Source organism: Bacillus sp. FJAT-29937 (genome assembly GCF_001509555.1).
GTDB lineage: Bacteria > Bacillota > Bacilli > Bacillales > Cytobacillaceae > Cytobacillus.
In genome coordinates, this window is sequence record NZ_LMAS01000003.1 from 48,904 (window position 1) to 67,960 (window position 19,057).

18 protein-coding genes are annotated in these 19,057 nt (G+C 37.9%); 15 read left to right on the top strand and 3 right to left on the bottom strand.

From position 1 onward, the window contains the following. The first annotated feature begins 178 nt into the window (after nucleotides 1–178). Together AR328_RS06620 and AR328_RS06625 are read left to right on the top strand one after the other, a co-directional pair. The gene (locus AR328_RS06620) at nucleotides 179–1,795 is read left to right on the top strand and encodes a putative polysaccharide biosynthesis protein (RefSeq protein WP_066292111.1); all 1,617 of its coding nucleotides are present in this window, start codon (nucleotides 179–181) and stop codon (nucleotides 1,793–1,795) included. Between the two features lie 16 nt (nucleotides 1,796–1,811). After that, nucleotides 1,812–2,531, top strand: a complete 720-nt coding sequence (locus AR328_RS06625; RefSeq protein WP_066292114.1) for a pseudouridine synthase — start codon at nucleotides 1,812–1,814, stop codon at nucleotides 2,529–2,531. Nucleotides 2,532–2,571: 40 nt separating this feature from the next. On the opposite strand, the gene AR328_RS06630 is transcribed toward AR328_RS06625, so the two are convergent. Next, nucleotides 2,572–2,793 (bottom strand): DeoR family transcriptional regulator, encoded by a 222-nt coding sequence (locus tag AR328_RS06630; protein WP_066294579.1) that lies wholly within the window; start codon nucleotides 2,791–2,793, stop codon nucleotides 2,572–2,574. A gap of 414 nt (nucleotides 2,794–3,207) precedes the next feature. Between AR328_RS06630 and AR328_RS06635 the strand changes: the two genes are divergently transcribed. Further along, the gene (locus AR328_RS06635; protein ID WP_066292116.1) at nucleotides 3,208–4,482 is read left to right on the top strand and encodes a M48 family metallopeptidase; all 1,275 of its coding nucleotides are present in this window, start codon (nucleotides 3,208–3,210) and stop codon (nucleotides 4,480–4,482) included. Nucleotides 4,483–4,562: 80 nt separating this feature from the next. Here the strand turns inward: AR328_RS06635 and tnpB are convergent, their stop codons facing one another. Further along, nucleotides 4,563–5,738, bottom strand: coding sequence for an IS200/IS605 family element RNA-guided endonuclease TnpB (gene tnpB / locus AR328_RS06640; RefSeq protein WP_066292119.1), 1,176 nt, complete (start codon nucleotides 5,736–5,738; stop codon nucleotides 4,563–4,565). A gap of 250 nt (nucleotides 5,739–5,988) precedes the next feature. Between tnpB and AR328_RS06645 the strand changes: the two genes are divergently transcribed. From AR328_RS06645 to AR328_RS06690, 10 genes are all read left to right on the top strand, one after another. Continuing rightward, nucleotides 5,989–6,702, top strand: coding sequence for an ABC transporter ATP-binding protein (locus AR328_RS06645; protein ID WP_066292123.1), 714 nt, complete (start codon nucleotides 5,989–5,991; stop codon nucleotides 6,700–6,702). Then, on the top strand, nucleotides 6,695–7,888 hold the full coding sequence (locus AR328_RS06650; protein WP_066292124.1) for an ABC transporter permease: 1,194 nt from the start codon (nucleotides 6,695–6,697) through the stop codon (nucleotides 7,886–7,888). The genes AR328_RS06645 and AR328_RS06650 overlap by 8 nt, the downstream gene beginning before the upstream one ends. 92 nt (nucleotides 7,889–7,980) lie before the next feature. Then, on the top strand, nucleotides 7,981–8,559 hold the full coding sequence (locus AR328_RS06655; protein ID WP_066292125.1) for a Uma2 family endonuclease: 579 nt from the start codon (nucleotides 7,981–7,983) through the stop codon (nucleotides 8,557–8,559). 87 nt (nucleotides 8,560–8,646) lie between these two features. Next, on the top strand, nucleotides 8,647–10,062 hold the full coding sequence (gene pepV, locus AR328_RS06660; RefSeq protein WP_066292132.1) for a dipeptidase PepV: 1,416 nt from the start codon (nucleotides 8,647–8,649) through the stop codon (nucleotides 10,060–10,062). Between the two features lie 65 nt (nucleotides 10,063–10,127). Beyond that, nucleotides 10,128–10,982, top strand: a complete 855-nt coding sequence (gene dat / locus AR328_RS06665; protein WP_066292134.1) for a D-amino-acid transaminase — start codon at nucleotides 10,128–10,130, stop codon at nucleotides 10,980–10,982. Nucleotides 10,983–11,042: 60 nt separating this feature from the next. Continuing rightward, nucleotides 11,043–11,615, top strand: a complete 573-nt coding sequence (gene thpR / locus AR328_RS06670; protein WP_066292136.1) for an RNA 2',3'-cyclic phosphodiesterase — start codon at nucleotides 11,043–11,045, stop codon at nucleotides 11,613–11,615. Nucleotides 11,616–11,705: 90 nt separating this feature from the next. Continuing rightward, nucleotides 11,706–12,695 carry a nuclease-related domain-containing protein gene (locus AR328_RS22510; protein WP_066292144.1) on the top strand — a complete coding sequence of 330 codons (990 nt, stop codon included), beginning with the start codon at nucleotides 11,706–11,708 and terminating at the stop codon, nucleotides 12,693–12,695. Between the two features lie 24 nt (nucleotides 12,696–12,719). Then, complete coding sequence (locus AR328_RS22515; RefSeq protein WP_066292146.1) at nucleotides 12,720–13,694, top strand: diacylglycerol/lipid kinase family protein; 975 nt, start codon at nucleotides 12,720–12,722, stop codon at nucleotides 13,692–13,694. Then, a complete protein-coding gene (pulA, locus tag AR328_RS06685; RefSeq protein WP_066292150.1) occupies nucleotides 13,684–15,852 on the top strand; it encodes a type I pullulanase in 2,169 nt (722 codons plus the stop codon). Before AR328_RS22515 ends, pulA begins: the two co-directional genes overlap by 11 nt. 283 nt (nucleotides 15,853–16,135) lie before the next feature. After that, nucleotides 16,136–16,924: a phosphotransferase family protein gene (locus AR328_RS06690; RefSeq protein ID WP_066292151.1), complete on the top strand. Its 789-nt coding sequence runs from the start codon at nucleotides 16,136–16,138 to the stop codon at nucleotides 16,922–16,924. Here AR328_RS06690 and AR328_RS06695 read toward each other — a convergent pair. Beyond that, on the bottom strand, nucleotides 16,912–17,190 hold the full coding sequence (locus AR328_RS06695) for a YtzH-like family protein (RefSeq protein ID WP_066292158.1): 279 nt from the start codon (nucleotides 17,188–17,190) through the stop codon (nucleotides 16,912–16,914). The genes AR328_RS06690 and AR328_RS06695 overlap by 13 nt on opposite strands. Before the next feature lie 210 nt (nucleotides 17,191–17,400). On the opposite strand from AR328_RS06695, the gene trmB reads away from it, so the two are divergent. Beyond that, on the top strand, nucleotides 17,401–18,039 hold the full coding sequence (gene trmB, locus AR328_RS06700; RefSeq protein ID WP_066292167.1) for a tRNA (guanosine(46)-N7)-methyltransferase TrmB: 639 nt from the start codon (nucleotides 17,401–17,403) through the stop codon (nucleotides 18,037–18,039). 104 nt (nucleotides 18,040–18,143) lie between these two features. Next, entirely contained in the window at nucleotides 18,144–18,989 is an 846-nt protein-coding gene (locus AR328_RS06705; protein ID WP_066292177.1) for a YtnP family quorum-quenching lactonase, read from the top strand. Nucleotides 18,990–19,057: the final 68 nt, after the last annotated feature.

Consider the following 19,057-nt stretch of genomic DNA (forward strand, 5'->3'; position numbering starts at 1 on the left):
TTCATTATATCCGAAATGAGAGTAGTTTCATAACCCTACAAAAATAGGAGCTTATTTGCGAAAAAATTATTGCCATAAACTATCTCTAGGTAGCAATCCTTCATAAAGAAGAGTAAACTACAAATAGTGTGCAAATTTTTTTTTGCGCTTTTCTTTTTAAAGGAAGGGATTATTATTTATGTCATCTAAGCTTTTAAGGGGAACGTTTATTTTAACATTAGGTACGATGATATCGAAAATGCTTGGGTTATTTTATGTCATTCCCTTTTATCATATTGTGGGAAGCAGCGGACAGGCATTATATGCTTTCTCATACATTCCATACACCATATTTATAAGTATCGCAACAGCAGGAGTCCCGTTAGCGGTTTCTAAATACATATCCAAATATAATGCACTTGAAGAATACGCTGTCGGGAGAAAGCTTTTTAAATCTGGGCTTATAATTATGATGTTCACAGGTATAATGTCTTTTCTTGCATTATATTTTCTAGCCCCATATATAGCTGCAATGAGTACAAATTCAAATGTAGGTTCAGATATTGAGGATGTAACAACTGTTATTCGGGCAGTGAGTTTTGCTCTTATTCTAGTGCCAATTATGAGTTTAATTCGCGGCTTTTTTCAAGGGCATCAATCAATGGGGCCATCAGCTGTTTCACAGGTAATTGAACAGATTGTTCGAATTACATTTGTACTTGCAGGCGCTTATATTGTTTTGCACTATATGAATGGAACGATTTCTCAGGCCGTCAGTGTAGCAACATTTGCTGCCTTTATTGGGGCGGTTGGGGGATTATTCAGTTTGATTTGGTATTGGTATAAACGAAGAGAGTATTTAAATGAATTGCTCTTACATGATAAGGGTACAATGAATATTTCTCTAACAGAGATGTATAAAGAAATTGTCATCTACGCAGCACCCTTCGTTTTTGTTGGAATTGCAAACCCGCTGTTTCAATTTATTGATCAGTTTACGTTTATTAAAACGATGGAATCAATTGGGTATGATAATACTGCTGCCAAGGACGCTTTTGCAATAATTACTATGCAAACACATAAGCTTGTCATTATTCCCGTTGCATTAGCAACTGCGTTTTCACTTACATTGGTCCCCTCCATTACAACAGCATTTGTGAATGAGGACCGTGTGAGTTTAAATCATCAATTAAATCAAGCTTTTCAGGTCGTCTTATTTTTGACGCTTCCGGCGGTAGTCGGCCTTTCGATGTTAGCAGAACCTATTTTTACATTATTTTATGAGCATAGTGAGTTAGGAACAGAAGTATTAAGAACCTATGCCCCCGTTGCTGTACTGTTTGCTTTTTTCTTAGTAACAGCAGCGATTTTACAAGGGATTAATGAACAGCGTTTCACTGTGTTAAGCTTGCTTGTAGGCTTGCTAATAAAATTAAGCTTAAATATTCCGCTTATTAAGCTAATGGAAACAGAAGGCGCAATAATGGCAACAGCCATTGGCTACGCAGCGGCAATATTAATTAATTTATTCGTGATCAAAACTTTTGCCGGGTATCCATTCAAGTTCGTGTTTCGTAGAAGCTTGTTAATCGTCCTGTTTACAATTGTTATGTTTATCGGCACAGGAATTGTCTATAAACTTCTTACTTTATTTTTATCACCAGCATCAAATTTCTCTGCCTTAGTAATTGTAATTATTTGTGCAGCAGTTGGTGCAGGAATCTACTTCTATTTAAGCTTAAAAACAAGACTCATTTATTTCTTATTAGGGGACAAGGTCGATCGGATTTTGAGGAAATTAAGGCTAAAAGCTTAAGATGGGGGTGAAAAATATGCGCATTGATAAAATGCTCGCCAATTTAGGCTATGGCAGCAGAAAAGATGTTAAGAAGCTGCTTAAAGATGGGGTTGTTGAGGTAAATGACCAAAAAGTGAAGGACCCTAAACAGCATGTTGATCCAGATAAAGATACGGTAACGATTAACGGAGAAGTTGTAGAATACAAGGAATTTATTTATTTAATGCTGAATAAGCCTCAAGGTGTCATTTCAGCTACCGAGGATACTGAGCATGAGACGGTACTAGATTTGCTAGAAATGGAGGATCTCGTATTCTCGCCTTTTCCGGTAGGCCGTCTAGACAAAGATACAGAGGGGCTTCTGCTTCTAACAAATGATGGTCAGCTGGCACATCGCCTTCTATCGCCTAAAAAGCATGTCCCGAAAACTTATTTTGCTGTTATTAATAGTGAAGTAACAGAAGAGGACGTTGCTGCTTTTAAAAAGGGTGTCATCCTTGACGATGGGTATCATACGAAGCCCGGTTACTTAAAAATACTTAAGTCTGGAATGACTTCAGATATTGAGCTTACGATCACTGAAGGGAAATTTCATCAAGTCAAAAGAATGTTTGAAGCTGTGGGGAAGCGGGTTATGTATTTACAAAGGCTCTCCATGGGGCCGCTTAAGCTGGACGAATCATTGGAGCTTGGGGAATATCGGGAATTAACGGATGAGGAAATTACGGAGTTAATGGAATATGAAGTCAAATAAAAATCGCCATCGACAGGCGATTTTTTTATGTGCAATTATATTAGGATGATATTTTCACTTTTCGTTTAGTCGTTGTCCATTTTCCACGTGTTGGACTTTTGACTAGGTCGTTATAAACAAGAACATTTAAATCTCTTTGAATGGTGCGAGGAGTAATACCAAATTCCTCTACAAGCTCTTGAGTTGTTACAGTTCCGCGCTTATTAATAAACATGTAGACGGATTTGATACGGTTTAACATCCGGTTAGTTGAAGGTTTCAAAGAACCACTCCCTATCCTTTTTTCAAACCAATGGCAAGTACCTGCAACCGACAGCTTCGTTTGAAGAAACATGTACTTCAAAGCAATGTAGTTTTCTTTTCCGCAGCCATCTCCTTTACAAATTTCAGTTTTTTTCCAAATATCATCCTTTACAATCATTGTACCCTTATTTTTTGATAATTTCTACTTTATTGCAAAATTTACGTAAGATTAATAAAACCGCCCCTCTCTGAATTTCTTAATTAAACATATGGTTCTTTAAGTTGTCCTATGTTTGGAAAATTCGAAATGGGATAAACTTCCCGTATCCTGTTTGAAAAAATTTTATTATAATCAAACTTTGTTAGATTAAGAATTTGAACTGGCGGGACAAGGAACCTCTGTCCTGAACCATATTGAAAGGATGGAAGGCATTTGCAAGAACAAGCTTTGCGGGATCAATTGGTGTTTCCTAAAGAAAATATATATTTTGCCTTTGTTGCTTTATTTAGTATTCTCGCATATATCTTTTTAGCGTTTTCGGTTGTTGGAATTATTTTCATAATTATTTTTATTCTCTTATCAGTTGTACTCCATGGGATTATGATGGGCGGCATTAGACGGAACGGTGTGAAAATCAGCAAGAATCAGTTTCCTGAGCTTTATGAAAAGGCTGAAATGACTGCCAAGGATATGGGGCTTACTGTGATGCCTGATATTTATGTCATCGAATCAGAAGGAGTCTTAAATGCCTTCGCAACCCGTTTCTTTAGAAAAAATATGGTCGTTCTTTATTCAGGAATCTTTGAATTAATTGAAAGAAATGCTGAGAAAGAAGTTTTATTTGTTCTAGCTCATGAATTCGCACATTTAAAAAGAAAGCATGTAATCATCAGCTTTCTGCTTCTGCCAGCAATGTGGGTTCCTTTTCTAGGGAATGCTTATTTAAGAGCTTGTGAGTATACTTGTGACCGCTATGCGGCTTTTTACATTCAGTCGTTCGATGCGGCAAAGGATGCCTTAACGATGCTTGCAATCGGCAAGGAATTATATCTAAAGGTTAATAAACAGGCCTATATGGAACAGCTTCAAACGGAACATGGATTTTTTGTTTGGCTGAATGAGAAATTATCGACACACCCTCATTTGCCGAAAAGAATCTATGCTTTATCCCGATTTTTTTCCGAGGATTCCACGATTGAATTAAAGGAGCCTAAAGGGAAGGTTTGGCTAGGCATCATTGGTGCAGGAGTCGCCGTTGTCATTTTGTCCGCAGGCATTTTTGTCGGAATGAAAGCAATCGAGAAATTGGATTTTTGGTCTGAATGGGTATCGGGAATTGAAGGGGCTACCCCTCTCATGAACGCAGCCAGTGAAAATGATATCGATACGATACAATCTCTACTAGCGGACGGTGTGGAAATCGATGCTCAAGATTCAGAGGGTTCAACGGCACTGCATTGGGCTGTATACAATGGAAGCCTTGAAGCGGCTGAAATGCTCCTTGATCACGGAGCAGACCCGAATTCTATTGATACCTATGAATCTAGCCCGCTTATAAATGCAGTATACAATGATGATGTTGGAATGGCAGAACTGCTTTTACAATATGGAGCAGATCCTAGTTATCAGGATTCAGAGGGCTATACAGCCTACGATTATGCAGTTGATTTTGAAAGCAAAGATATAATCAATTTATTAAAACATTGAACTACTCACCACTTAACACCCTTACAGGTTGTTTGAAGTGGGAGATTCCTAAGAACACCAGTGTATCCACCAGTTATTGATTAGGCGATCCCCGTCATTCCAACGGTTAGAAGTCTTATCGCTTCATTTTTTAGATTCAAACTTGCGTTAATATCCCGGTCATGATGGGTATGGCACTCCGGACACTCCCATTCACGCAAGCGAAGATTTTTAACGTCTTTATTTTTATAGCCACAGCAAGAACATAGTTGACTAGAAGCGAAGTTTTTAGCAACGGTAATGATTTGTTTGCCGTACCATTTCGCCTTGTATACAATCATGGTTTTGAATTGCGACCAAGATACTTCGCTAATGGCTTTGGCAAGGTTGCAATTTTTAAGCATGTTACTTACCGACAAATCTTCCATCCCGATGATGTCGTGGTTTTTGACAATTTCGGTTGAAATTTTGTCTAAGTAGTCTTTTCGTACGTTTGCCATTTTTTCATGGATACGAGCGACTTTGATTTTAGCTTTGTACCAATTCGATCCGCCTATTGTTCTTCTATTCATAATTCGTTGTGCTCTGGCTAATTTATCTTCTAAAGTGTGGAAAAACTTTGGATTGGAGTAGATTTTTCCATCTGAGAGGATTGCAAAGTGTTTTAAACCAACATCAACACCAACAGCAGAGTTTGTTTTTGGTAATTCTGCTATTTCGGTTTCAGTTGCTAAAGAAACAAAATATTTTCCTGAAGGGTTTCGTCTAATGGTAGCACTAATGATTCGACCTTCCACTTCGCGGCTTTTCGCAAAACGAACGTTCCCTAGTTTAGGTAACTTAATGTGACGATCTACCACAGTGATATTTCCGTTCGTATGCTTAGTTGTGTAGGATTGGACAGGATTCTTTTTAGACTTAAATCGAGGTTGCTGGTTTTGCCTTTTGTAGTATCGGCCATAGGAATCAGCTAAGTTTTCAACCGATTTTTGCAAAGCAATACTATCAACTTCCTTTAAGAACTCATAATGTTTCTTTAGTTCAGGAAGGGATTTCACCGTTTCGTATTTATTCAAGTATTTTCCTTTCCAATTATTTGTTGGAAGTTGACCATTCTGTTCCATTTCTTCGACAATGTACCAATAAGCATCTATTTCTTTTTGTTTGCCTAGAAAGAAATTGAACACAAATCTTGAACAACCAATCGTTTTGTTAATGAGAACTATCTGTTTTTTATTTGGATAGATACGGAATTTATAGGCTTTGTTGACAAGCATTAGTTTCACCTCATCCCAAAGGGAACATTTGTTCTAATTATACCATAGTGTAGAAAGTTTTGGCTAGCGCCAACCGCCATTCATCTCCCACCTACTCATTGGCTTCGCCCTCCACATTCCTTGAGGTGGGAGTCTTCTGTCGGGAAATGATAAAGTGGAAACTGCTCTTCGTTTGGAGAGCAGTTTTTGTTTTTGTAATAAGAAACTTTTTCCATTATTGATTCGTACTAAATAAATGGGAGGAGAAAGAATGAATCTATTAAATGTAGATATTAAACAGGCAGGCTATGAAAAGGATCAAGCAATTATACATAATATACAATTTGAAGTTGGAGCGGGAGAACTAATTGGGATGATTGGTCCGAATGGAGCGGGGAAGAGTACGACCATTAAGACGATTCTTGGCTTACTAGAAAATATAAAGGGAGAGGTAACTTTCCAGCCTGAAGCAAAATATTCTTATATTCCAGAAAGGCCTATCTTTTATGATGAGCTCACTTTATGGGAACATTTAGACTTTATTGCATCTGTGGAAGGATTAAATGATAAAGAGTATCAAGATCAGGCAAAGGAATTGCTAGTGCAATATAAATTGGCTGAGCATGCTCATGAATTCCCTGGTAAGTATTCAAAAGGGATGCAGCAAAAGGCTATGCTAATTTTATCGATGATTACAAATCCAGATGTTTATATTATTGATGAACCTTTTATTGGTTTAGATCCAAATGCGATGAAGCTTTTTCTTGAATCGATTCAGCTTGAACGTGAAAGAGGAGCAGGCATCCTCATGTCCACTCATGTTTTGGATACTGCTGAAAAGGTATGTGACCGATTTTTAATCATCCATAAGGGAGAGCTTCAAGCGGCCGGGACTTTAGATGAAATAAGAACACAATGCCATCTACCTAATGGTTCACTCTATGATTGCTTTCATTTAATTGCGGAAGGTCATGAAGATGAGTAGTTGGAACATTTTTACAGATCGGTTAGTTAGAGGGTGGAAATATCAATTTGGTGTCATCCGTTCGATTGCTGATTGGACGATTATTCTTTATTTTATTCTCCCGGCAGCTGCCATCTTTTTTATGATGTACCTCTCATGGTGGCTGGAAACCCCTTCGTGGATTGAGAATATCCCATTATTTTTTCTGTTCTTTTTGCTTTATTTATTTTCATGGAACGGGAATATTCGTACCTTTGTACAAGAAGCAGATAAAGTATTTTTAATAAAAAATCAACCCATTTTTCTTGGTATGAAGAAATGGGGTTATTTATACTCTTTGCTTTTTCATCTATTGCAAATTGCGATGACCATTTTCATTTTTCTACCATTCTTAAGGAACCATTATCTTCTTGAATGGCAGCAAATCATTTCATTATTGATTTACTTTTTTACAAAGGGATCCTTGATCATGCTTATGAAATGGTATTTGGGAAAAATAGAATCTAAGTTAAAGAAAATTATTGTAGGCATTTTTATATTTCTCCCATTAGGCTGGTTTAGCCAATTCATATTTTTACTATGGGAAAAAGGCTTGCTTCTTCCGGTCTATGGATGTGGTGCGTTCGTAGTGACCATTTCCATTTTTCAAAGCTTACGTGTTTTAAAAAAGATCTCATCTATCGATCACAATATCTCCCTAGGAAATGAAGCAAAAACAAAGAATATAGATTTTATCTTTAGGCTTTCACAGGATATAGAAAAGCCGGTTATCGTTACAAAAAGGACAAAGCCTCTTTTATTCCGCCGATCAAAACGCATTTTTAATAATCGGGCAAGTGTAAACGGGTTTCTTGAACTGTTCATAAAAATCTTTATTCGAAACTATTCATATGTAGGGGGATTCCTACAAATCATATCTGTGACAACAGCAGCTATAGTCATAATCCCGCCTATTTGGATAAAGGTTCTAATTTTCACAGGTTTTCTTATTATGATGTATTCCTGGCTATCATTAGTTTGGGACAAGATTACGACATCCAACCCGATCAGTAAGAAATACCGTGAAATTCCCTTTTATTTTGCTGCGAGAAAAAGGGCAGTTACAGTTCTCTTCTTTTTGTCCATATTAATTTTAGGGATATTCATAATTTGTTGGCTTTTGATACTTATGCAATTCGGATTTCGTCCAATGATGTTTGGGCTATAAGAGAAAATTCCATCTCAAATACAAGACTATTTCCATATCAAATTGTAAGTTGATATAATTAATTTAATAACAAAAGCTTAGGTGGTGAAGGAATGGCTTTACCTTCTGAAAAAGAAAGCTTATCTTATGCACAATACTTATTATTAGGTGCTGACATTAGGTATGAAGTTATCGATGGCAAAATTTATAACATGTCACCTTCTCCAACACCAAGGCATCAAGATGTAGTCACACAATTATCAGTTGAATTCGGTTTATTTCTAAGAGGGAAAAAATGCCGGGTGTTTGTCTCTCCAATTGACGTTTGTTTATCAGATGAAAGAGATTTATATGAGGTCAAGGAGTGGGTGTCACCTGATCTAGTCGTTGTCTGTGATAAAAGCAGGATAGGAAATAAACGAATTGTTGGTTCACCAGACTTAGTAATAGAGGTTCTGTCTCCGTCAACTGCAAAGAATGACAAACTTATTAAATACAACAGATATGAAAGAGCTGGAATTAAAGAATACTGGATAGTTGATCCTACACATAAAACAGTTGATGTCTATTTATTGGATAATGGGTCCTATACACATAACGGAACTTATTTTAAGGAAGACGTTATATCTGTCAGTATTTTTGAAAGTTGTTCAATTGAGTTAAACCAAATTTTTAGAGATGAAGATTATTAAGCAAAGTAGATCCGCCTTTTATTATTAAGAGGCGGTTTATATTTTTGAAGCATTAGCTAGGTTATAGTAATAGAAGGAGGAATTTAAATGAGTGCAATTAATTGGCAGCAAGAAGTCGAAAACAGACAAGAAGCACTGCTTGAGGATACAAAAAAACTATTACAAATAAAAAGTGTGTTAGATGAAGAAAACTCAAAGCAGGAGGCTCCTTTAGGTGAAGGGGTAAAGGAAGCACTAGACTTTATGTTGAAGCTTGGAGAAAAAGATGGGTTTACTCCTAAAAATGTGGGGAATCTTGCTGGGCACTTGGAGTTTGGGCAAGGGGATGAGATAGTCGGGATTCTTTGCCATGTTGATGTTGTGCCTGAAGGAGACGGCTGGTCGAGGGATCCATACGGCGCCGAAATTCGCGACGGAAAAATGTATGCGAGAGGAGCAATTGATGATAAAGGGCCAACGATGGCAGCCTATTATGCGATGAAAATTGTGAAGGAGCTCGGACTCCCGTTGAATAAGCGAGTACGGATGATTATAGGTACAGATGAAGAAAGTGATTGGCGCTGTGTTGAGCATTATTTTAAACATGAAGAAATGCCAACGATGGGTTTTGCGCCGGATGCTGATTTTCCGATTATTTATGCAGAGAAGGGAATTTCTGACTTTGACTTAGTTCAACGTTCTGCTTTAATTCAAGAAAAAGATTTCCAAGTGGAAGTACTAAGCTTCCAATCGGGCAGAAGATATAATATGGTCCCTGATTTTGCAAGGGCAGCTCTTGGCGTCCAAAATGAGTCTATAGAAATTATTCAAAAATATACCGGCTTTCTAAGTCAGTATGAGCTTAAAGGGAAGTATTACATAGATAAAGGTGAATTAATTTTGGAAACTGAAGGAGTTTCCGCTCATGGAATGGAGCCTGACAACGGGAAAAATGCTGGTCTATATTTAGCTGAGTTTCTTACACAATTGAATTTAGATTCCAAAGCAGACCGATTTTTTAAATTTGTATCTGCATATTTTTGGGAGGATTCTCGTGGGAAAAAGCTTGGAATCAACTATAAAGATGATATTACGGGAGATTTAACAATTAACGTAGGAAAGCTTGTTTACACTCAAGCCGAGGGCGGAAGGCTAGGTCTAAATCTTCGCTATCCAGTCACAAATAAAATGGAAGAAACAAAGGATAAGCTTGAAAGCATTCTAAACGAAGAAAATGTTTCAATAGAGAATTTTACAGATTCGAAGCCACACCATGTAGATGAAGATGACTTCTTAATTCAGACATTAAAAAAAGTGTACGAAGAGCAAACAGGCAAGAGAGCTGAACTACTTTCCATTGGGGGTGGTACATATGCCCGTTCGTTGAAATCAGGTGTCGCATTTGGGCCGTTATTCCCAGGCAGAGAGGATGTAGCTCACCAAAAGGATGAATATATCTATATTGAAGATATGATAAACGCGACTGCTATATATGCACAAGCTATTTATGAACTTGCCAAATAAGTGAATTTATTGTTAAAATGGCTCCAAAAGTTAGTAGATACTTGGATGAGGAAGAGGCGACAGGCATGGAGTATGTCATCATTAATGGGGAATTTATTAACCGCACTGAGGCTAAGATTGATATCGAAGATCGCGGATATCAATTTGGTGACGGAGTTTACGAAGTCATTCGGGTTTACAACGGGAAGATGTTTACAGATAAAGAGCATCTAGAGCGTCTGATTGAAAGCGGAAATAAGATTAACATGAAGATATCTTATTCCGTAGAGGAATTAAGGAATATGCTAATCGGATTGATTGAAAAGAATCATCTCATATCGGGCACGATCTATATGCAGGTTACTAGAGGCATCTCTCCGCGAAATCATGCTTTTCCAAGTTCTACTATTCACCAGACATTTGTAGCAAATACGAAAGTAGCCGATAGGCCATTTGAAAACATGAAAACAGGTGTGAAAACGATATTGGTAGAGGATATCCGATGGCTTCTTTGCGATATTAAAAGTCTCAATCTTCTAGGTAATATAATGGCAAAGCAAAAGGCTGTAGAAGCAGGCTGTTTTGAGGCGATTCAACACCGTGGGGACACCGTAACAGAAGGAGGATCATCGAATGTTTCCATCATTAAGGATGGAAAGGTGATTACCCATCCAGCCAATAACCTTATTCTAAATGGGATCACAAGACGAAAGGTTATAGAGGTTTGCCTCTGCAATGATATTCCTGTTGAGGAAAGAGCTTTCACATTGGAAGAACTGAAACAGGCTGATGAAGCATTTATATCAGGAACAACAGTTGAGGTCACCCCAATTATTGAAATTGCTGGAGAGAAAGTAGGCAATGGTGCACCGGGTGCATTAACTAAACATATTCAAGAGCTATTTTATCAAGCCATTGAAAAGGAATGTGGCAGTCTTTAAAATAGGTAAGAACTAGTAGATATAATGCTGGTTCTTTTTTTCAATCATGGAGGGATAAAAATGGGTAGTCAGGCACATTTTTTCTATGCTGTAAGCTTGCCAAGTGAAACAAAGCTAAAGATAGAGGAAGAATGTTCGATATTAAAGAAGAATCTGCCATTTCAGCGCTGGGTTCATCATGAGGATCTTCATATCACATTGGCGTTTCTCGGATCGGCTGAAAAAGAAATGCTTCGAGCTTCACAAGCTGAAGTTAAAAAGGGATTAATAGATCAAAAGGCTTTTACTCTACAATTAAATGAACTAGGTGTGTTTGGCAGAGGAGATTCACCAAGGATTTTTTGGGCAGATACATATAAGGAAGAGAAGCTATTTACCATTCGGGAGATCGTTTTTTCAGCATGTACTGGGGCCGGCTTCGAATTGGAGACAAGGCCATTTAAGCCGCATATAACTTTGGCTAGAAAATGGACAGGGGATTCTCCTTTTCATACAAGCCTGTTAAACGAACATAATCCATTTAAAGAATCCCCTCTATCCTTTACAGTTAATGAAGTTGTTTTATATCAAACACATTTAGATAAATCACCAAAATATGAAAGAATCGCCAGCTTTCCATTGGCGGATGAATAAAATAGGCATACAATTAGATAAATAGCTATTTTTTTAAGCTTAATTAATTGAAATTGGGGAAATAAAGTACTAACAAGGCAGGCAGGTAAAATGGGACAGTTAATTAAATTGCAGGATTACGTTTCACGTTATGAACAAAATATTTATTTATATCCTTCACGTTTTGTTAGACTAAAAAAACAACAATGGGATAAGTTGAAAATTGGCTGGGTGAATGAGGATTCCTCCATTTTTCAAACTGGGCTTCAAACTGGGCAAGAAAGTACCGATTGGCTGGAAGACGAAAAGCAGCCATTAATGGATAAGTTAAAGGGTCTATGGAAATTTCGAAAAGGCGAATCAATGGATGAAACAATTTTTGATTCGGAACTAGAGGAAAAAGACGAGGAACCCGAGGAGGAGCCTCTCGACTTCCAACCCCATTTTACTTACAGACCCGATACATTAGAGGATTTGAAATATCAATTCCTTGATCAAATCTTTCGTTTTCAGATGAAATGGGCAAGTTCAACTTTAACGGAAAAATCCTTTATTGATAAAAGGTATTATTACGATGAGAGACTGAAATATTTCCTTCAGCGCTTTCCTGATACATTTCTAGTGCTCTATCACCCGCTTTTTTTATTAAAAAAGGCTCCAGTTGAATTAGAAACAATCATCATCAGCCCTACTGGTGTATGGTGTATAAGCTTTGTAGAGGAAGAGGATTTGTCTGTTTTCATAGGATCGAAAGAAAGATTCTGGCTTAAGCGAGTAAAAGGCAATGAAAAGAAAGTATTAAATCCTGTTTTAGCATTAAATCGGACAGGGAAAATTGTTCAGCAAATTTTTCAAATGAATGAAATTGATTTTCCTATTTATAAAGCAGTTGTATGCCGGAACGGCTATATCGATTATCCAGCAGCACCATTTGACGTGCAATTAATTGAGAAAAGAAATTATGATGAATGGTTTAATAGCATGAGAAACCTACGCTCACCGTTAAAGCATAACCAGCTTAAAGGGGCGCAGGCGTTGCTTCAGTATTGCCAAACGTCATCCATAAGAAGATTAGAATGGGAGCTAACAGACGAAAATTAAAATGTCGATTAAAAGGCTGATGTTATGAAAAATCTTTATTTTATTATTAATCCACAAGCGAAAAATGGGGATTGTCAAAAAGTTTGGAGGAAGCTGGAAAGGATCCTTCTTGAACAAAAGATTCCATACATGGCCTTTTTTACAGAATATCGTGGACACGCGAAGGAGATTGTCCGATCCATTGCCGGTAAAACAGAAGGAAATCCTGCTGCGATTATAGCTGTAGGCGGCGATGGCACGATGCATGAAGTAATTAACGGTGCTGCACCATTCCACCATGTCCATGTGTCATTTATTCCAGGCGGGTCAGGCAACGACTTTTCAAGAGGATTTAACATTCCCAAAAACCCATCGAAGGCACTTATTGCCTTATTACATCAACTAGAACAAGAGGATACTGCATTTGTTGATATTGGAAAAATATCAATCGAAAACAATCGAGAACTCTATTTTATTAATAATATGGGAGCTGGCTTTGATGCTCTTATTTCCAAAGAAGTAAATCATTCTAAGATAAAGGGAGTACTTAACCGCCTCTCTCTCGGAAAATTTGTCTATGTTTATTTTTTATTAAAAAACTTGTTTACTTATAAAAAAACACATATTGACCTTAAAGTTGACGGCAGCGACTATTCCTTTCCATCAGCATGGTTTGTGACCGTATCCAACCAGCCTTATTATGGAGGCGGAATGAAAATTTCCCCTGATGCTTCTCCTTTTGATGGGAAGTTAAATATAACCGTTGTTCATAACCTATCAAGAATAAAACTATTACTCATTTTTATTACAGTATTTTGGGGAGGACATACAGGATTTAAAGAGGTTTCTTTTTTGACCGGCAGAAATATTCAAATTAATTCTGACAGCCCTCTGCATGTCCATGCGGACGGAGAGGATATCGGTTTAACTCCTGCTATAGTCACAGCTTGTCAAAAGAAATTGCCAGTCGTCTTGAATAGCAGCTTGAACGAAAGGGAGGTAAGTACAAGTGACTTCTAATAAGCGTGACTTTTCCACCTTTTTAGATGAAATGCAAACAATAACAGTCATACTTCCTTTTCACTATCATGGGGGGCAGTCCGCTTCCTTTTCGATAATGGATGACAATAACCAGCCTTTTTCAAACATGGTCATCCTCAGCCGCATAGCTTTAGAAGATAAAATGAAATATATTTGTAAATTAGAAGCGGAGCCTATGATCGGCAAGCAATATTGGATTATGGATGAATTCGGGGGAAAAACCGATTTACAGATTGGAGCAGTCATTCGAACGAATGCCTTTGATGAAGCTTTTTTCTATAATGGCGCTTTAGGCTTTTCCTATTCGAAAGAGAAAACAAGTTTTAAAGTTTGGGCACCAACTGCGACTATGGTTAAGGTAAAGCTTATGCCAAATGGAGGCAAGGAGCCAGAAATACTGGAAATGAATAAAGGCCATAAAGGGGTCTGGCAGCTGACAGTCTGCCGCGACCTGGAATATTATCATTACACTTATCTTCTTTGCGTTAATTTGGAATGGAGAGAAGCCGCCGATCCCTATGCCACATCTGTCAGCACGAATGGTGAATATAGCGCCATTATAGATATGAACAAAGCAAAAACTGCTAAACCCCCACTGCCGCCTCTTGAACAGCCTACAGATTCAATTATTTACGAAACCCACATTAGAGATTTTACCATTCATCCAAACAGCGGAGTGTTTAATAAGGGAACATATCTGGGAGCAGGGGAGACGAATACAAAAGGGAAAGACGGATTTTCCACTTGTTTATCCTATGTAAAGGAACTTGGTGTCACACATATTGAACTCCTTCCAGTACATGATTTTGAAGGTGTGAATGAACGCGGACCAAAAATAGAATACAATTGGGGTTACAATCCGCTGCACTTTAACGCGCCAGAAGGAAGTTATTCTACCGACCCTGGGGATCCTTATGCAAGAATTAAAGAATTGAAATCGATGATACATTCTGTCCATTCCCAAGGTTTAAGAGTTATCATGGATGTTGTGTATAATCATGTTTATATTCGAGAAACATCAGCTTTTGAAAAAATAGTCCCAGGCTACTACTTTCGCCATGACCAATTTGGAATGCCATCAAATGGAACGGGTGTTGGAAATGACTTTGCTTCAGAGCGTTTGATGGCGCGAAAATTTATTCTTGATTCTGTGATGTATTGGCTAAATGAGTATCAAATAGATGGCTTTCGTTTTGATTTAATGGGCATTTTGGATATTGAGACAATGAATAGGGTAAGAAAGGCGGTAGATTCAGTAGATCCTTCGGTAATTATGATTGGTGAAGGATGGGATTTGAACACCCCTTTGCTTTCCCATATGAAAGCAAACATTGGCAATCAGGCGCAGCTTCCGGGAATTGGTCAATTTAATGATTGGTTTCGAGATACGGTCAAGGGCAGTACGTTCAATTTATATGATAAGGGCTATGCTCTTGGTAATAATCATTACTTTGAGGCAGCTAAGAACGTATTGGCTGGAAGTATTGGTTTTGAGAAGAAGGAAAAGGGCTTATTCCATTCACCTAGTCAATCCGTTAATTATGTGGAGTCCCATGACAACCATACATTGTGGGATAAGCTATTAGTCTGTTCCGCAGAAAAAACGGATCTCATTATCCAGCGTCAGCATCGGCTGGCAACGGTAATGGTGCTGCTTGCCCAAGGCATCCCATTTTTGCATAGCGGCCAGGAGTTTTTTCGGACGAAAAAAGGGATTGGAAATAGCTACAGATCTCCAGATGAAATTAATTATTTGGATTGGGATCGAAAAGTCTTATATTCAGAAAATGTAGATTATATTAGAGGTACGATTAAGATTCGCCAATCACATAAAGCCTTCAGGTTAGCGAATGCGGAATTAATTCGAAAGCATTTACGATTTTTACCTATTGATAATAAAGTAATTGGAATCATTTTAGACGATGTTGGAGAATTTGGACAGTGGGATCGTGTGATCATGATATTTAACCCTTCTGAGTGTGAGCAATCAGTCCAGCTTCCAAAAGGTGTTTGGCATGTACTGGCTGACGAAAACAAAGCGGGATTGGATACGATTAGGCTAATTAATCATTCTTTTGTTCCGATTAAGCCTGTCAGCTCTTATGTTTTTGTTAGTCGTTTTTTGTCGAACAAATAAATAGACTTGACGAAAAAAGGCGGTAAGAGATAAAATTTAAAAGGATAGCTATTGGGGGACTATAGATCAATAGCTTTTTTCTTTTATTTGAGCAGATCTTTTTGTACGATAACGATAATTTATATAGGTAATGGCGGGCTTGCTGTTAGTCCGCCTTCTGTTTCTTATATATTTAAAAGCAGTTAGTTAGTAGCCTTTATGTATGTACATCATGATGAGGCTTGTACGCTTTTCTATAACAGCTATTTGCATAAATGGCTTACTAAATTGCAGGTGAACAATGTTGGAAGAATTATTTGGACAAGAATGGGAGATCGTCCCTGCTGGGGGTGCAACGGGGAAGGCTTTTTTTGCGAAGCATGAGGAGCAAAGGTTGTTCCTGAAAAGGAATTCGTCTCCCTTTCTCGCAGTATTATCAGTCGAGGGAATCGTTCCTAAGCTTGTTTGGACGAGAAGGCTTGAAACCGGCGATGTTATTACCGCCCAGCAATGGTTAAATGGGAGAGAGCTTAAACAGTCAGAGATGAATAATGAACGAGTGGCAAAGCTGCTGAAAAAGATTCATAGTTCAAAACCATTGCTCGAGATGTTAAAAAGATTGGGCAAATCTCCACTTGCTCCAAATATGCTTTTGCGCATGATTGAAGAACAAATAGATGGGGAGCTACGACAGAATCAAACCGTTTTGGTTGCCTTGGAGTTTCTAAGGAAGGAATTACTGAATATACAATGTGACGAGAAAACGGTTTGTCATTGCGATGTGAACCACAACAACTGGCTGCTTGCAGAAAACAACCAGCTGTATTTAATTGATTGGGACGGGGCTATGATTGCGGATCCAGCGATTGATCTGGGCATGCTGCTCTATTGGTACATCCCTAAGAAGGAATGGGCTGATTGGGTCAGTCGGTATGGAATAACGCTAACGGATGATTTACTTTTGAGAATGAAATGGTATGCCATTGCGCAAACTCTCATATCCATACAATGGCATAAAAATGAACTCCGGTTCCAGGAAATGGAGAAATGGCTCCAATTTTTAACTGGTATTATTGGCAGTTATGAAAATTGATTGATTTCATTCACCCATTGCGAGAGTTCTGATTGATGGGCTTCAATATGATTGTCTAATTGAGCGGTTATACTTCCATGTTGGCTGTAATAGTAAATTTCTTCCAAAACAGACTGTGCATATGGATCAAGACCCGGCTGCATCATGATTGATTTCACGAGCCGTTTTAATTGTTCACATTCAGAAACGGATCCACAGCAATCCATTTGATGATTGTTTAATATATCTTTCAATAAATTTAATTTATCTTGCTGGCTGATTGGCATCATAATCACTCCCTGTACAGAATTAACAGTGGATAAATAAACAAGAGGAATTCATTTTAGGTTGTGAATTCCCTTTTTTATTTATACATGGGCTAATATTCTAGCTGTCTTAGCTTCAGTCCTTAATCAAGGTGCTTCCACATTTTAGTGTTGCAAAGGATTATAAGGGCATGTTATGGTTTGAACGATATTATTTAGTTGGAGGTTTGTATGAGACAAAGAAATAAACCGTGGGCAAAGGAAAGACTTGAGCAATATCCCCAATATGTCGTGGCTGCCCCTGAACAAAATAAAGGAAAATGGCAGAATGTATTCGAGAAAATTCAGCCGCTTCACATAGAAATCGGTACGGGAAAAGGCCGCTTTATTACAGGAATGGCTAAGGCTAACCCGAATATTAATTATATTGGGATTGAATTGCAGGATAGTGTCATCGTCACGGCACTTGATAAGATCATCGAGGAAGAGCTGCCGAATGTAAAGCTGATGAATGTTAACGCAGCCGACCTTCGGGAGTTTTTTGAGGCGGGAGAAGTGGATCGAGTGTATTTGAACTTCTCAGATCCTTGGCCAAAAACCCGTCATGCCAAAAGAAGATTGACGTACAAAACCTTCTTAAAGAATTACGAGGAAATTCTTGTGAAAAATGGTGAAATTCATTTCAAAACCGATAATCAAGGATTGTTTGAGTTCTCATTAATGAGTTTTTCTGAATATGGATTGCTTCTTAAGGAAGTAAGCTTAGATCTTCATAATAGCGGGTTTGAAGGCAATATTATGACAGAGTATGAAGAGAAATTCTCTAAAAAAGGAAATCGCATCTATCGATGTGAAGTTCAATATCGTTAAAAAAGCTTATCAAAGGGTAAGCTTTTTTTTTGCGTCCAAGATTCGAAATATTTCTACTAGTTCAACACAAATGATAAAATAAAAGCAGTACAGGAGGGGAATAGATGGAGACAATGCAATTGCAAAATACAAAGCTGACATGGCTTCGTGGCGGAGTAAATTTCCTAGACGGAGGAGCGATGTTTGGAGTCGTTCCGAAGCCGCTTTGGTCTAAGAAATATCCTTGTAATGAGAAAAATCAAATTGAACTCCGCACAGATCCAATTCTAATCCAGATAGACGGAAAAAATCTATTAGTGGACTCTGGATTAGGAAATGGAAAATTAACAGAAAAACAAAGACGAAATTTTGGCGCCCTTGAGGAATCACAGGTAGTGATGGATTTAGCTGAATTAAATATCAGCCCTTCAGAAATTGATTATATCCTAATGACCCATTTGCATTTTGACCATGCATGTGGTTTAACTAACCCGAACGGCGAAACGTACAGCTCGGTTTTTCCAAATGCCAAAATCATTGTTTCGAAAATAGAATGGGAAGAAATGAAAAACCCAAATATTCGCTCTCGTAATACATATTGGAAGGAAAATTGGGAGCCCATTCAAGATCAAATTACTACTTTTGATCTTGAATGGTCATTAGGCTCGATACGAATGGTGCACACAGGCGGACATAGCGATGGGCACTCCATTATTATCATTGAGGATGGCGATGATTTACTCATTCATATGGGCGACATTATGCCAACCCATGCTCACCAAAACGTCTTATGGGTGCTTGCTTATGATGACTATCCAATGGACTCGATTTGGGCAAAGGAAAAATGGATCCAATATGGCTTGGAAAACAACGCATGGTTCACTTTTTACCATGATGCTATTTATCGTGCGGTTAAATGGGACAAAGACGGCCATTTAGTAAATAAACTAGATAGAAGTCGTGAAATATAAGAAAGCTGCACCTCTATTTTTGGGAGGTGCAGCTTTTTTTGAATACTTCATGAATGTTAAACTAAAAA